Genomic DNA, 15,055 nt, shown 5'->3' with positions numbered 1-15,055 from the left:
ATCATAATAACAGCCAGGTTAACCAACTTTAAACGAACTATTCAGCGAATTTATTTAATTCGCATTGTTCAAGCGTTTTGAGGAAAAACCTGAATGAAGCGTAGCATTGACTACGCGTTTGTGATGGAGTGTTGACGCAACGTGATGCTTAAAAAAGGAACATGTATGAAATCGGGCCGTTATATTGGCGTGATGTCTGGCACCAGTCTTGATGGTGTCGATGTGGTACTGGCGACGATTGATGACACGATGGTGGCTCAACAGGGGAGTCTCACCTGGCCGATGCCCGTTTCCCTTAAACAGGCGATTCTCGATATCTGTCAGGGACAATCCCTGACGCTCTCTCAGTTTGGACAGCTTGATGTCCGGTTAGGTTCGCTGTTCGCAGAGGCGGTAAACGCGCTGCTGGCGCAGGAAAAACTGCGTCCGCAGGACATTGTCGCCATCGGCTGTCACGGGCAAACCGTGTGGCATGAACCCGGTGGCGCTGCACCGCATACGTTACAGATCGGCGATAACAATCAGATTGTGGCGCGTACCGGTATCACGGTAGTCGGTGACTTCCGCCGCCGGGATATCGCGCTGGGCGGGCAGGGCGCGCCACTGGTGCCCGCATTTCATCAGGCACTGCTCGCACATCCGACAGAGCGAAGAATGGTGCTCAACATTGGCGGTATCGCTAATCTGTCGATGTTGATTCCGGGACAACCCGTTCGTGGATACGACACCGGGCCGGGCAATATGTTGATGGATGCATGGATCTGGCGGCAGTGCGGTAAACCCTATGATAAAGATGCGCAATGGGCCTGCGGTGGGACGGTGATTATTCCGCTGCTGCAAAACATGCTCAGCGATCCCTGGTTTTCGCTACCGGCACCGAAAAGTACCGGACGGGAATACTTCAACTATGGCTGGATAGAACGCCAGGTAGCGGCGTTCCCGGGGATTAGCCCGCGGGATGTTCAGGCGACGTTGACGGAACTGACGGCGGTCACCATCTCTGAACAGGTGCTGCTGAGCGGAGGATGTGAGCGTCTGATGGTCTGTGGCGGCGGTAGTCGTAACCCGTTGCTGATGACGCGCCTGGCGGGACTGCTGCCGGGAACTGAAGTGACCACGACCGATGAGGCCGGGATCAGCGGCGATGATATGGAAGCGCTGGCGTTTGCGTGGCTGGCGTGGCGTACGCTTGCCGGTCTTCCGGGCAATCTGCCATCGGTCACCGGTGCCCGTGAAGCGAGTGTGCTGGGGGCTGTTTTCCCCGCCAACCCACGAACTCAGAGTTAACTGAATTTTTCTTTCGTCTTCTGCCGTTACACTGTGGAGATTAAGGAGGGTGAATTCACCCTCCCGGACCAGGAAAGTCTTCAGGATACGGCTATGAAAAAACTGCTACTCATTTGTTTCCCGCTTATGCTGTCCGGTTGCAGCGCCTACAACCAGTTTGTTGAACGTCTGCAAACGGACACGCTGGAATACCAGTGTGATGAAAAACCGCTGACGGTGAAATTGAACAATACCCGTCAGGAGGTGAACTTTGTTTATGACAACAAACTGCTCAATCTGAAACAGGGGATCTCGGCGTCAGGCGCGCGTTATACCGACGGGATTTATGTGTTCTGGTCGAAAGGTGACGGCGCGACCGTCTACAAACGCGATCGTATCGTACTGAATAACTGCCAGTTACAAAATCCGAAGCGTTGAGATTTCCAGCAGGGCGGCGCACAATAGCGCCACCCACTGACAATCCGTAGCGAACACCATGTCTGATAACGACGAATTGCAGCAAATCGCGCATCTGCGCCGTGAATATACCAAAGGCGGTTTGCGCCGCCGAGATCTTCCCGCTGAACCATTAATCCTTTTCGAACGCTGGCTGGCTCAGGCATGTGATGCCAGACTGGCGGATCCCACCGCCATGGTCGTGGCGACCGTTGACGAGAATGGCCAACCTTATCAACGTATTGTGTTGTTGAAACACTACGATGAAAAGGGTCTGGTGTTCTATACCAACCTCGGCAGCCGTAAAGCGCATCAAATTGAAAAAAATCCGCGGATTAGCCTGCTGTTTCCCTGGCATATGCTGGAACGTCAGGTGATGGTGACGGGCAAAGCCGAGCGCTTATCGACGCTGGAAGTGGTGAAGTACTTCCACAGTCGTCCGCGTGACAGCCAGATCGGCGCCTGGGTCTCGAAGCAGTCCAGCCGCATTTCCGCGCGCGGGATCCTCGAAAGTAAATTCCTCGAACTGAAACAGAAATTCCAGCAGGGTGAAGTGCCACTGCCCAGTTTCTGGGGCGGGTTCCGCGTCAGCATTGAGCAGATGGAGTTCTGGCAGGGAGGTGAACACCGACTGCATGACCGCTTTTTATACCAGCGTGAAAATAACGCATGGAAAATTGACCGTCTCGCGCCATAAACCCGGAAAATTGTTGTTTTAAGCGCTAGCGCTGTCTGCGCCAGCGCTTTATTCTATAGAGCTTTCGCGTCTGGCGAAAAGTCGTGTACCGGCAAAGGTGCAGTCGTTTTATACATGGAGATTTTGATGGCAAGCAGTAACTTGATTAAACAATTGCAAGAGCGGGGGCTGGTCGCCCAGGTGACGGACGAGGAAGCGTTAGCAGAGCGACTGGCGCAAGGCCCGATCGCGCTCTATTGCGGCTTCGACCCTACCGCTGACAGCTTGCATTTGGGGCATCTGGTTCCATTGTTATGCCTGAAACGCTTCCAGCAGGCAGGTCACAAACCTGTGGCGCTGGTCGGCGGCGCGACCGGTCTGATTGGCGACCCGAGCTTTAAAGCTGCCGAGCGTAAACTGAACACCGAAGACACCGTTCAGGAGTGGGTAGACAAAATCCGCAAACAGGTTGCTCCGTTCCTGGATTTCGACTGCGGCGAAAACTCCGCTATCGCGGCGAACAACTATGACTGGTTCGGCAACATGAACGTGCTGACCTTCCTGCGCGATATCGGTAAGCATTTCTCTGTAAACCAGATGATCAACAAAGAAGCGGTGAAGCAGCGTCTGAACCGTGACGATCAGGGGATCTCCTTCACCGAGTTCTCTTACAACCTGTTACAGGGTTATGACTTTGCCTGCCTGAATAAACTGCATGGCGTGGCGCTGCAAATCGGGGGCTCCGATCAGTGGGGTAACATTACCTCCGGGATAGACCTGACGCGTCGTCTGCATCAGAATCAGGTCTTCGGTCTGACCGTACCGCTGATCACCAAAGCCGATGGCACCAAGTTCGGGAAAACCGAAGGCGGCGCAGTATGGCTGGATCCGAAGAAAACCAGCCCGTACAAATTCTACCAGTTCTGGATCAACACGGCGGACGCCGACGTGTATCGTTTCCTGAAGTTCTTCACTTTCATGGACATTGAAGAGATCAATGCGCTGGAAGAAGAAGACAAGAACAGCGGTAAGGCGCCGCGTGCCCAGTATGTTCTGGCCGAGCAGGTCACCCGTCTGGTGCACGGCGAAGAAGGTCTTATCGCGGCGAAACGCATCACTGAGAGCCTGTTCAACGGTACGCTGAGCGATTTGAGCGAAGCGGACTTCGAACAGTTGGCGCAGGATGGTGTGCCGATGGTTGAGATGGAAAAAGGCGCGGACCTGATGCAGGCGCTGGTGGATTCTGAACTGCAGCCGTCTCGTGGTCAGGCGCGTAAGACCATTGCGTCAAACGCGATTACCATTAACGGTGAGAAGCAGTCCGATCCGGAATACACCTTCGTCGAAGGCGATCGCTTGTATGGCCGCTACACGCTGTTGCGTCGCGGTAAAAAGAATTACTGTCTGGTATGCTGGAAGTAATCGAAAGTCAGCAGGGGCGTGGGAGACCACGCCCCTTTATTTTTTCAGGGTTGTGGTAAGCAAAAAATGAAGAACATTCTCGCCATCCAGTCCCACGTTGTTTTTGGGCATGCTGGCAATAGCGCCGCGGAATTCCCGATGCGCCGCCTCGGTGCCAATGTCTGGCCCCTCAATACGGTTCAATTCTCTAATCACACACAATACGGAAAATGGACAGGCTGTGTCATGCCGCCATCACATCTGACCGAGATCGTGCAGGGTATTGCCGATATCGATCAGCTGAAGCGCTGCGATGCGGTGCTGAGTGGTTACCTGGGTTCTGCTGAGCAGGGCGAGCATATTCTGGGGATCGTGCGTCAGGTGAAAGCGGTCAACCCGGCGGCGAAATATTTCTGTGATCCCGTGATGGGACATCCGGAAAAGGGGTGTATTGTCGCTCCCGGCGTCGCCGAATTTCATGTTCGTCACGCGCTGCCTGCCAGCGATATCATCGCACCGAATTTGATCGAGCTGGAAATCCTCTGTGAGCATGCGGTGAACAGCGTGGACGAAGCCGTTGTCGCTGCCCGTGAGCTCATCGCGCAGGGACCGGAGATTGTGCTGGTAAAACATCTGGCGCGCGCGGGTTACAGTCAGGATCGTTTTGAAATGCTATTGGTCACGGTCGATGATGCCTGGCATATCAGCCGTCCGCTGGTGGATTTTGGCGCACGCCAGCCTGTCGGCGTTGGCGATGTGACCAGTGGGTTGCTGTTAGTGAAGTTGCTTCAGGGCGCGACAAACCAGCAGGCGCTGGAGCATGTCACTGCTGCGGTGTATGAAATTATGATTGCCACCAAAGCGATGCAGGAATATGAGCTCCAGGTGGTTGCCGCACAGGACAGGATTGCCCAACCAGAACATTACTTTAGCGCCACACAACTCTGACTTACATGCCGGATGAGGTCTCTACTGCCACCATCCGGCACAATCCGTTTACTGTAACCCTTCAGCTTTCAGCGCCGCCGCAACGCCCGGACGCTCAGCCATTCGCTTCATATACGCCGCGATATGCGTTAACCCATCCATATTGAGTTTTACCCCATACGCCCAACGCAGCACGGTGAAAAGGTAGGCATCTGCGATAGTGAAACGTGAGCCGCATATCCACTGTCCCTCTTTGAGGGAACCATCCACGTACTGCATTTTCTTCTCCAGCAGCGCGCGAACGGTCGGTTTGTACTCTTCAGGGGTATCAGGACGAAACAGCGGCGTAAAGCCTTTATGCAGCTCAGTGGCAATGTAGTTAAGCCACTCAAGCGTCTTATAGCGCGAAATGCTGCTCACGGGCGCCAACAACTGGCGGTCAGGGACGCTATCGGCGAGGTACTGCATAATCGCCACGCCTTCGGTCAGCAGCGTGCCGTCATCAAGCAGCAGGGCGGGGACCTGTCCTTTCGGGTTGACCGCGAAAAAATCATCGCCATTTTCCAGACGCTTTTTCATCAAATCCACACCATCCAGCGTGAAGTCTTTCCCGCTCTCACGTAGGGTAATATGAGAAGCAAGAGAGCAGGCGCCTGGCTTGTAGAACAGTTTCATCGATAACTCCTTTCAACTGAGGTTTAACGTTTCCTGGTTCGGGTTCAGGCAAAAAAAAAGCCGCTAACGCAAAGTTAGCAGCTTCATTATGCGTTTCCCAGAAATTTACGCGGCAGCGGTTTTAGACGCGTTCTCGCGAGGTTCGTCGTCCTGAGTCATACGATTCAGTTTCGGTGCCGTCAGCAGCATCAGAACAGCGATCACTGCGGTCGCCACGCCAATCTGCAGGAACACGCGACCATACACTTCCAGAGACATCAGCGGGTCAGTCACGTTTTCAGGAACTGCCATCATGCTGGCGACATAACCGCCAATGATGTTGGCACCAGCGGTAGTCAGGAACCAGCTACCCATGATGAAGCCCATCAGACGTTGTGGAACCAGCTGTGCCACCATGGCCAGACCCAGACCGGAAATCATCAGCTCACCGATACTTTGCAGGCCGTAGCAAATGATCAGCCAGTTAACGGAAACGATGCCCGCATCGGATGCGAATTTGGCACCCAGCGGCAGGATCAGGAACGCGCCAGAACACAGCACCATACCAATGGCAAACTTGGTTGGCATCGGCAGAGTGTCACCCATCTTGTTATAGATAGCCGCGAGGATAGGGCTACCAATGATGATCCAGAACGGATTCAGCGCCTGATACTGTTCTGGTTCAAATGCGATACCGAGGATGGAGTGCTCAACGTTACGGATAGCGAAGAAGTTCAGCGACGTCGGCATCTGGCTGTACAGTACGAAGAAAATGATCGCTTCCAGCATCAGAATGAACGCCACAATCATTTTACGGCGGGCCGCACCCTGCATAGAGAAGGCTTCTTTACCGAAGATAATCACGATACCGAGCGCAATTACACCCAGAACCATACGGGCGATTTGCTGGTTATGCAGCAGCCAGGTCGCGATCGCGATCAGCGCGATAACGCCGACAATGGTCAGCAGCAGGTTGCGGAAGTTGATCGGTTCGAAGTCAGGTTTAGAACCGTAGTTTTTCACCCAACGCTGGCAGAACGCAAAGTTCACTACGGTTATCAGCATACCGACAACGCTCAACGCGAACGCGGTGCTCCAGCCGTAATGCGCAGCCAGCCACGGTGTTGCCAGCATAGAGAAGAAGGAACCGATATTGACGGACATGTAGTACATCGTAAATGCACCATCAAGACGCGGGTCATCTTTTGCGTAGCAGGTTGAGAGCAGAGAGGACGGGTTAGCCTTAAACAGACCATTACCGACGGCAATGGCGGCCATCCCCATATAAACGACACCAGCGTCGTGTCCGGACCATGCCACCAGGGCATAACCAATAGCCAGTACCACCGCACCAAGCATTATGACGCGCTTGGTCCCGAGAACTTTATCGCCTAACCAGCCACCAATGGCGACCAGACCGTAAACCAGGGCGCTAAAGGATGAGAAAAGAGTGATTGAATCCGCTTCTGACATACCCAGTTGTTTAACCAGGTAAACGGCCATGATTCCTTGTAAGCCGTAATAACCGAAACGTTCCCAGAGCTCAATCGAGAAAATGAGATAGAACGCCTTCGGCTGTTTGAAAGCGTTAAGACTGACGCTTTCCGTTGGTTTCTTGTTTGCAGTAGACACTTTAACCTCTTTTTTTACATCCCATATTAACGGGGGTGTTCTGTCACGTGATACCTCTTGGGTAGCCGTGAAATTGTTATAGTGGGAGGGGAAACGGCGAGTAATGTTCACTATCTTGCACTTTCAGACAAGTCTTTTGTAATAATCTGTTACATATATCTCGCGTGGTGGATTACACGGGGTGGATAAATGTTATCTAGCGTTAAATTTTATTAATTGAGTAATGGCAGTTTATTACGCTGTCAGGTTTCCGGGAAACGGCCTGTATGGCGATATGTTCTACTATATGTCGCTTAATGCAGTGATAAAGGCCAGCATCTAAAAAATAGCCAGTGTAATGTTTTGTGTATAAAAACTGACTCATCGTCATCTGATTGTCAGATTAACTAAAATTAACAGAAAAATTTACATAGCGTTATCACTATGATCGGGATCACAATTGGATAGAAATTTTCGTTATTAAAAAAAGGATTTACCTGAATAAGTGCTTATAGCCAGGATTATTCATTTGTCCTGGCAGGAGAAAGTGGAATCATTGACGGATTGAAGAGCAAGAAACAGAGGATAACAAAAAGTGATGTCGGGGCAATTTATCCGCCCCGTCGATCAAATATCTACCTTCTCTTTGAATTCGCAGAGATCTTCGATGATACAGGAGCCACAACGCGGTTTACGGGCAATGCAGGTGTAACGCCCGTGCAGGATAAGCCAATGATGGCAGTCGACTTTAAATTCTGCGGGGACCACTTTCAGTAATTTTTCTTCCACCTGCTCAACGTTCTTGCCGGGAGCAAACTGGGTACGATTACAGACGCGAAAGATATGCGTGTCGACGGCGATGGTTGGCCAGCCGAAGGCGGTATTCAGTACCACGTTCGCCGTCTTACGGCCCACGCCCGGCAGCGCTTCAAGCGCCGCACGATCTTCAGGCACCTCGCCATGGTGTTGCTCAAGCAGGATGCGGCAGGTCTTAATCACGTTCTCGGCTTTGCTGTTAAACAGACCAATCGTTTTGATGTAGGTCTTAACCCCCTCAACGCCGAGTTCCAGCATAGCGGCAGGAGTATTAGCAACCGGATAGAGTTTCGCCGTGGCCTTGTTCACGCTGACATCTGTCGCCTGCGCCGACAGCAGCACGGCGATCAACAGTTCAAAGGGAGAGTTGAAATTCAGCTCGGTTGTCGGATGCGGATTGTTCGCGCGTAATCGGGTTAATATTTCTAACCGCTTTGCTTTATTCATGAGGCATTCCCTGGTTCGCCAGAGGGTAATTCTGTCGTGACTGTCGCACTGGCGCGGCGTTTTTTCATTTTCTCATCAATGAGATATTTTACCGCCAACATAAGGCCCAGCCCAATAAATGCGCCTGGCGGCAACATTGCCAGCAGGAAAGGAGAGTCGGTGTGGAAAATTTCCACACGCAGCACCTTCGCCCAATTGCCGAGGAGTCCATCCGCCCCGTCAAACAGGGTCCCGTTGCCGATGATCTCGCGCAGGGAACCCAGCACAAACATGGCGCCGGTAGCCCCCATTCCAATGGAGAAACCGTCCAGCGCGGACAGCGCCGGGCCCTTTTTGGCAGCAAAAGCTTCAGCGCGTCCCACCACAATGCAGTTGGTCACGATCAGCGGGATAAAGATCCCCAGTGACTGGTAAAGGCCAAAGGCATAGGCGTTGATCAGCATTTGTACCGCACTCACCACCGACGCGATGATCATCACGTAGATTGGAATACGAATTTCGGCTGGCGTCCAACGGCGCAACGTAGAGATGGTCAGGTTGGTCAGCGTCAGCACCAGCGTAGTGGCAAGCCCCAGGCCGAGAGCGTTAGTGGCGGTCGAGGTGACTGCCAGTAGCGGACACATCCCCAGTAGTTGCACCAGTGCCGAGTTGTTTTTCCACAATCCCTGAACGATGACGTCTTTAATTTCGCTCATCACTTACTCTCCGCAGGCCGGAAGTTGAGGAAGTTGCGCAGGCAGCGTTTGGGCATACAGCCCCGCACGTTTGACGGCGTTGACCACCGCACGTGGCGTAATTGTCGCCCCGGTAAACTGGTCGAAATCCCCGCCATCTTTTTTCACGGCCCAGTGGCTGTCGTTGTCACCCTGAATCTTTTTACCGCTGAAACCGGTTATCCAGTCTGACAGTCGTAGTTCAATTTTGTCGCCCAGTCCTGGCGTTTCATGATGTTCCGTTACGCGGGTACCCAAAACCGTGCCGCTGAAATCAGCCCCAACCAGCAATTGAATGGCACCAGAATAGCCATCCGGTGCCGTTGTCTCAAGCACGGCCGCCACGGGCGTACCATCCTGCTCAGCAATATAGACGCGATGTTCGCCTTTCCCCAGCGCGGGTGAACTGACAACGAAACAGCGATCCTGCAAACGGTTATTATAGCGATCGGCAGGCAGTACCTGATCAAACAGCGCCTTCTGTTGAATCGCAGCCTGCTCATCAATGGTGGATTTAGTCATCAGGTTGATGGCGGCGGTCAGTCCGGTTGACCCTGCCGCAAACAGCGCCAGGGTGATGCCATGTTTACGAATCGTTTTCAGCATGGATTATCCTTTGCGGTGCCCGTACACGCGCGGACGCGTGTAGTAGTCAATCAGCGGGACCGTGATATTGGCCAACAGCACGGCAAAGGCCACGCCATCCGGATAGCCGCCGAAACTGCGGATCAGCCATACCAGCAGGCCCGCCAGCGCGCCAAACACCAGACGACCGCGATTGGTCGTCGACGCCGTCACCGGGTCAGTCAGAATGAAGAATGCACCCAGCATCGTTGCTCCGGAGAGCAGGTGAATTTGCGGCGAGGCGAGCGCTTCAGGTGCAAATAGCCAACCCAGCGTCGCGCAGACGGCTAATGAGAGCAGGAAGCTAACCGGAATATGCCAGCGAATGGCTTTTTGTTGCAGCAGAAAAACACCGCCAGCCAGCCAGGCCAGGTTGACCCACTGCCAGCCGGCGCCGGCAAAGATGCCACTGTAAATGGGGAATTGCATGATCTGCGCTACAGAATGACCGGCGTGCAGGGAGGTTTTAAAGGTGTCCAGCGGTGTGGCCTGGCTAATCCCGTCGATCCCCATGCGCAGCGTATGCATGTCGCTCCCGCTGGCAGTATGTCCGGTAAAGATAATCTGCAGGGCATCGAGCAATCCTGGCGTGGTGGCGGCAATACCCTGCGGCGGCAACCAACTGGTCATCTGCACCGGGAAGGAGATCAGCAGCACCACATAACCAATCATTGCCGGGTTGAACGGATTTTGTCCCAGACCGCCATACAGCTGCTTGGCGATGATCACTGCGAATACCGTCCCGAGGATCACCATCCACCAGGGGGCGAGCGGGGGAATACTGACGGCGAGCAGCAGACCAGTCAGCAGCGCGGAGTTGTCCTTTAAAATCGTGACTACCGATTGTTTACGTAATCTGAGCACGGCAGCTTCAGCCAGCAGCGCACTTGCGCAGGCGAGTACGATCTGGAACAGCGTTCCCCAGCCGAAAAACCACCATTGCACGGCAATTCCCGGCACTGCGGCAAGTAAAACCAGCAGCATAATGCGCGAGGTTTGACGCTGATTATGCGTATAGGGAGAGCTTGCGATTCTGAATACCATTTATTCCTCGTTAACAACCTGCTGCTGAGCGTCTTTTTTGGCTTTCGCGCGCGCTATTGCAGCGGCGACGGCGGCTTTGCGCGGATCCACCGGTTTATCCGATGCGGTGGGTTCGCTGCTGGCCTGCTGTTCCTGTTTGCGCGCCTTCGCCCGGGCGATAGCGGCTTCAACGGCGGCTTTGCGCGGATCCACCGGTTTATCCGATGCGGCGGGTTCGCTGCTGGCCTGCTGTTCCAGTTTGCGCGCCTTTGCGCGTGCGATAGCGGCTTCGACGGCGGCTTTGCGTGGATCCACCGGTTTATCCGATACGGCGGGTTTGCTGCTGGCCTGCTGTTCCAGTTTGCGCGCCTTTGCGCGGGCGATAGCGGCTTCGACGGCGGCTTTGCGTGGATCGGTGTCGTCAGCGGTGGCGTTCTCCGCCTGTTTTGCTCGTGCCAGCGCTTTACGCGCCTCGCGAGCCGCGATCGCCGCGCTATTGTCCGGCTTTTCGCCAGTGTTAATCGTTATCGGCTGTGTTGCCTGAGCCTGTTTCTCTTTGACGCGAGCCAGGGCGGCGGCAATGGCATCCTGATCTTTTGCCACAGGCTGCACGGCCGCTTTCTTATGACGTTCCAGGCGCGCCGCTTTCTCACGCTCCAGGCGAGCCTGACGCGCTTCGAAACGCGCTTTAGCTTCTGCCGCTCGTTTTTCTTCCTGGCTTATTGCATAAAGCTCCGCTTTTTCCTGACGAAAATATTGCACTAACGGAATATTACTTGGGCAGACCCAGGCGCAAGCGCCACACTCAATACAGTCGGAAATGTTATGCGCCGTGGCTTTGTCGTGCTGCTGCCCTTTGCTGAACCAGTAAAGCTGTTGGGGCAGAAGATCGGCCGGGCAGGCGTCGGCACAGGCGCTACAGCGAATGCAGCCTTTTTCTTCCTGCGGTTCGCCCATCTCCGTCGCTGACGGCGCCAGCAAACAGTTGGTGATCTTAACCACCGGTACATCGAGCCACGGCAGGGTGAAGCCCATTAGCGGGCCTCCCATAATCACCATCTGATCGGCAGAGGGGCAGAAGCCAGCATCATTCAGCAGATGGCGCACTGGCGTACCAAGTCTCGCCCAGACGTTGCCTGGACGACTGACCGCTTCACCAGTGAGAGTGACAACGCGCTCGGTAATGGGTTCGCCGTCAATGATCGCGCGTTTTACCGCATACGCCGTGCCGACGTTTTGCATCAGTACGCCGATATCGGAAGAACGTCCGCCGTGTGGAACCTGTTTTCCGGTCAGGATTTGGGTCAGTTGCTTTGCGCCGCCCGAAGGATATTTTGTTGGGATCACGCGCAGCGCAATATCCTGCGCGCCGGCCAACACCGCGCGCAGCATTGAGATCGCCTGCGGTTTGTTATCTTCGATACCGATGAGGATTTCACGCGGTTGCAGAATATGGGCCAGGATGCGGATACCTTCGACGATCTGCGCTGCACAATCCTGCATTAAGCGATCGTCGGCGGTGATATAAGGTTCACATTCCGCGGCGTTGACGATCAGCGTTTCGATTTTGTCGCCGCCACCCTGCAATTTATTGCCGGTTGGAAAGCCAGCGCCGCCCAGTCCGGCGACGCCGTACTGGTGAATGCGGGCGATCAACGCTTCACGACTCCGCGAACGGTAATCCTGCCAGCCTTCGCGCTCAATCCAGCGGTCTTCGCCGTCGGCATCAATGATCACGCTCAGTTCGGCTAATGCTGAAGGGTGCGCCGTTGAGTGAGGTGCGATCGCCACCACCGTCCCGGAGGTGGGGGCGTGAACCGGAAGCATTTTTCCCCAGCCACGGGTGAGCGGCTGTCCACGCAACACGTGTTGTCCTTCGGCAACGCACAGTTCCCCTTGAGCACCGATATGCTGTTTGAGGGGAATAACGAAGCGCTGCGCAAGGGGAACCTGGCGCAGCGGCGTGCCGTTTGACTGGGTTTTCATTTCAGGCGGATGGATACCGCCGTTGAAATCCCAGATCTTATCTTTTCTGAAAGCAGAGAATAACTTAAGCATGTTGTTCCACGGGGATAATACGCACGGGGATCGTGTTCAAATCCCACTTCCAGCTGTCAGGCGTTTCGGCGACCGGACGCAGTTCTATACAGTGAGTCGGGCAGGGGTCAACGCACAGATTGCAGCCCGTGCACAGATCGCTCATCACCGTGTGCATGGCGCGGGTTGCGCCAATAATCGCATCGACCGGACAGGCCTGAATACATTTGGTACAGCCAATACAGTTGGCTTCATCAATCACCGCCAGCATACGAACCGGCGCAACGTCCTGTTCATCGCCATCAATTGGCTGGGGATCCACGTTCAGCAGTTCCGCAATTTTCAACATCACCGCTTCGCCACCGGGCGCACAGCGGTTAATTTTTTCCCCCTGGCCGCCAATCGCTTCCGCGTAGGGGCGACAGCCAGGATAGCCGCATTGCCCACACTGGCTCTGCGGCAGAATTTCATCAATTTTTTCAACAACAGGATCATCCTCAACCGCGTAACGACGGGAGGCATAACCCAGGATAGCGCCGAACACCAGACCCAGCAGGCTCACGGCGGCAACGGCAATCCAGATAGCATTCATTACAACTTCACCAAACCACTAAAGCCCATAAAGGCCAGAGACATTAACCCAGCGGTAATCAGCGCAATGGCATTACCGCGAAATGGAGCAGGGACATCCGCAACGGCGAGACGTTCGCGAATCGCCGCAAACAGCACCATCACCAGTGAGAAGCCGACGGCGGCGGAAAAACCGTACAGCGCCGACTGCAAAAAGTTGTGGCCGAGATTGATATTCAATAGCGCTACACCGAGAACCGCACAGTTGGTGGTGATTAGCGGCAGGAATATCCCCAGCAGGCGATAGAGTGCCGGACTCGTTTTGCGCACCACCATTTCGGTAAATTGCACTACGACCGCAATAACCAGAATAAAGGCCAGCGTGCGCAGATAGATGAGATCGAGCGGGATCAGGATCCAGGTGTCAATCAGCCAGGCGCAGATTGAGGCCAGCGTCATCACAAACGTGGTCGCAAGCCCCATCCCCATTGCGGTTTCCAGCTTTTTGGAAACCCCCATAAAGGGGCAAAGACCCAGAAACTTAACCAGTACAAAGTTATTGACCAGTACAGTTCCGACAAACAGCAGCAGGTAATCAGTCATTTTTCGGCCTGAAATAAAAAAGCCGCCTATTATCTGACAATCTACAGCAGGCGACAACAGGTTAACTGTAGGGTTATTACGGATTCACAAAGGTGGTTTTCACACGTGCTGAACGTTTGAAATAGGGCACTAAGAGTGCCGCCGCCAACAGCGGAAATAGTAACTGGCGCACCGCCAGGGCGTCAGGTACCGGCGAAAAGGCAAAGGCTTTAACCGCCAGTAAGACGGAGACCAGGAGCCAGATAATATAGTGTTTCGGAACACTGCGTCTGCGTTTAAAGAATGCAATCGTCAGCCACAGGGTGTAATACCACATGGCGATTGCGGTGATAAAAGAGACGCCCCACAACAGCAGATTGCCGGTACTTTGCTCTGCCAGCATCGCAAACGTTTTGGGAGATGCGAGTGCTGTAGCATACAAAAACAAGGCCAGCGAAGCACTCAGCAGGGCGACTAAAAGCCAGGCCAGTGGGCCGAGTAACCAACCGCCAATGCGCTGTGCCGGTGTTGTGGTCATAAAATCTCCGCAATTGCCAGACGTACCGTTCTTTTTGGGGCGGTTATTATAAAGCTTTTACCGGCAAGCGCTACTTTCTTATTGCACGTAGCGCCAGACTGATTTCGGCACCTGACCAACATCAAAAAGGCGACCGCCGGAGACCAGCTCTGCACGGCGGTGATCGGCCGCGCGATACATATTGATAATATCCCGGTCGTCAGTAAGGGTGTAATGCAGATGGTCAAACAGTTTTTCAAGGCTTTCAAGCGAGCTAATTTTGCGAAATTTTAATAAATAATCCTGAACAGTCATAAACAGGGTTCCCTATTATAAAAATAAAGCCTACGAGTCGTGAACGTAAATAAACCTTTCCGGCGAAAGGAACCGCCAGGCAAATGTCAAAAAAGTATTTTCTTCAGTGGTGTTTAAGGCGCCAGACGACACCAGAGAGAAGGGTAACGCGCTTCGTTATGACTGGCAATACGCGCAGAGGCTGGAAGCCGCACAATCCGCTTTTTCAGATAATTTGACGGCTTTTTCTGCAATCAACATGGGGAAATAAGACCTGCCAGGCGACATACTTCGCCTGGCACACTATTTCGGCTGAATAGCGGCGGTCGGTTCGGGAGGCTGATAATTATCGATATGATTAGCGACGCCGAGGAGGACCACGGAGACCGCAAGAACCACCCAACCTGTTAATTCAATAAGACGATTGATGACTGACGACAT

17 protein-coding genes are annotated in these 15,055 nt (G+C 53.9%); 5 read left to right on the top strand and 12 right to left on the bottom strand.

The window, feature by feature from the left end:
* Window positions 1–165 precede the first annotated feature (165 nt).
* The 5 genes from anmK to pdxY all read left to right on the top strand — a co-directional run bounded on the left by anmK (window position 166) and on the right by pdxY (window position 4,747).
* On the top strand, window positions 166–1,287 hold the full coding sequence (gene anmK, locus I6L53_RS11615; RefSeq protein ID WP_042319206.1) for an anhydro-N-acetylmuramic acid kinase: 1,122 nt from the start codon (window positions 166–168) through the stop codon (window positions 1,285–1,287).
* 93 nt (window positions 1,288–1,380) lie between these two features.
* The gene (mliC, locus tag I6L53_RS11610; RefSeq protein ID WP_042319205.1) at window positions 1,381–1,704 is read left to right on the top strand and encodes a C-type lysozyme inhibitor; all 324 of its coding nucleotides are present in this window, start codon (window positions 1,381–1,383) and stop codon (window positions 1,702–1,704) included.
* Window positions 1,705–1,762: 58 nt separating this feature from the next.
* A complete protein-coding gene (pdxH, locus tag I6L53_RS11605; protein WP_042319203.1) occupies window positions 1,763–2,419 on the top strand; it encodes a pyridoxamine 5'-phosphate oxidase in 657 nt (218 codons plus the stop codon).
* A gap of 126 nt (window positions 2,420–2,545) precedes the next feature.
* Complete coding sequence (gene tyrS / locus I6L53_RS11600) at window positions 2,546–3,820, top strand: tyrosine--tRNA ligase (protein WP_042319202.1); 1,275 nt, start codon at window positions 2,546–2,548, stop codon at window positions 3,818–3,820.
* A gap of 66 nt (window positions 3,821–3,886) precedes the next feature.
* Complete coding sequence (gene pdxY / locus I6L53_RS11595; protein ID WP_042319199.1) at window positions 3,887–4,747, top strand: pyridoxal kinase PdxY; 861 nt, start codon at window positions 3,887–3,889, stop codon at window positions 4,745–4,747.
* Window positions 4,748–4,795: 48 nt separating this feature from the next.
* Here pdxY and gstA read toward each other — a convergent pair whose 3' ends face one another.
* From gstA to blr, 12 genes are all read right to left on the bottom strand, one after another.
* Window positions 4,796–5,401 carry a glutathione transferase GstA gene (gene gstA, locus I6L53_RS11590; RefSeq protein WP_042319198.1) on the bottom strand — a complete coding sequence of 202 codons (606 nt, stop codon included), beginning with the start codon at window positions 5,399–5,401 and terminating at the stop codon, window positions 4,796–4,798.
* A 105-nt stretch (window positions 5,402–5,506) separates the two neighbouring features.
* Window positions 5,507–7,012, bottom strand: a complete 1,506-nt coding sequence (gene dtpA, locus I6L53_RS11585) for a dipeptide/tripeptide permease DtpA (RefSeq protein WP_042319196.1) — start codon at window positions 7,010–7,012, stop codon at window positions 5,507–5,509.
* A 606-nt stretch (window positions 7,013–7,618) separates the two neighbouring features.
* Entirely contained in the window at window positions 7,619–8,254 is a 636-nt protein-coding gene (gene nth / locus I6L53_RS11580) for an endonuclease III (protein WP_042319194.1), read from the bottom strand.
* Window positions 8,251–8,949 carry an electron transport complex subunit E gene (locus I6L53_RS11575; RefSeq protein WP_042319193.1) on the bottom strand — a complete coding sequence of 233 codons (699 nt, stop codon included), beginning with the start codon at window positions 8,947–8,949 and terminating at the stop codon, window positions 8,251–8,253. The genes nth and I6L53_RS11575 overlap by 4 nt, the downstream gene beginning before the upstream one ends.
* A 3-nt stretch (window positions 8,950–8,952) precedes the next feature.
* Complete coding sequence (rsxG, locus tag I6L53_RS11570) at window positions 8,953–9,573, bottom strand: electron transport complex subunit RsxG (RefSeq protein WP_042319192.1); 621 nt, start codon at window positions 9,571–9,573, stop codon at window positions 8,953–8,955.
* Window positions 9,574–9,576: 3 nt separating this feature from the next.
* Complete coding sequence (gene rsxD, locus I6L53_RS11565) at window positions 9,577–10,635, bottom strand: electron transport complex subunit RsxD (RefSeq protein ID WP_042319191.1); 1,059 nt, start codon at window positions 10,633–10,635, stop codon at window positions 9,577–9,579.
* On the bottom strand, window positions 10,636–12,672 hold the full coding sequence (rsxC, locus tag I6L53_RS11560) for an electron transport complex subunit RsxC (protein WP_042319190.1): 2,037 nt from the start codon (window positions 12,670–12,672) through the stop codon (window positions 10,636–10,638). It abuts the gene before it with no gap.
* Window positions 12,665–13,243, bottom strand: a complete 579-nt coding sequence (gene rsxB, locus I6L53_RS11555; protein WP_042319189.1) for an electron transport complex subunit RsxB — start codon at window positions 13,241–13,243, stop codon at window positions 12,665–12,667. The genes rsxC and rsxB overlap by 8 nt, the downstream gene beginning before the upstream one ends.
* Window positions 13,243–13,824, bottom strand: coding sequence for an electron transport complex subunit RsxA (gene rsxA, locus I6L53_RS11550; RefSeq protein WP_005121199.1), 582 nt, complete (start codon window positions 13,822–13,824; stop codon window positions 13,243–13,245). Before rsxA ends, rsxB begins: the two co-directional genes overlap by 1 nt.
* A gap of 76 nt (window positions 13,825–13,900) precedes the next feature.
* A complete protein-coding gene (locus tag I6L53_RS11545; protein WP_042319188.1) occupies window positions 13,901–14,341 on the bottom strand; it encodes a DUF2569 domain-containing protein in 441 nt (146 codons plus the stop codon).
* A 78-nt stretch (window positions 14,342–14,419) separates the two neighbouring features.
* On the bottom strand, window positions 14,420–14,635 hold the full coding sequence (gene ydgT, locus I6L53_RS11540) for a transcription modulator YdgT (RefSeq protein ID WP_042282818.1): 216 nt from the start codon (window positions 14,633–14,635) through the stop codon (window positions 14,420–14,422).
* Between the two features lie 282 nt (window positions 14,636–14,917).
* Window positions 14,918–15,043: a division septum protein Blr gene (blr, locus tag I6L53_RS11535; RefSeq protein WP_042320047.1), complete on the bottom strand. Its 126-nt coding sequence runs from the start codon at window positions 15,041–15,043 to the stop codon at window positions 14,918–14,920.
* Between the last annotated feature and the right edge of the window lie 12 nt (window positions 15,044–15,055).

This window comes from Citrobacter farmeri, assembly GCF_019048065.1.
GTDB classification, from domain to species: Bacteria; Pseudomonadota; Gammaproteobacteria; order Enterobacterales; family Enterobacteriaceae; genus Citrobacter_A; species Citrobacter_A farmeri.
The sequence above is the reverse complement of the archived record's forward strand: the minus strand, read 5'-3'. Positions and strand labels throughout refer to the sequence as shown.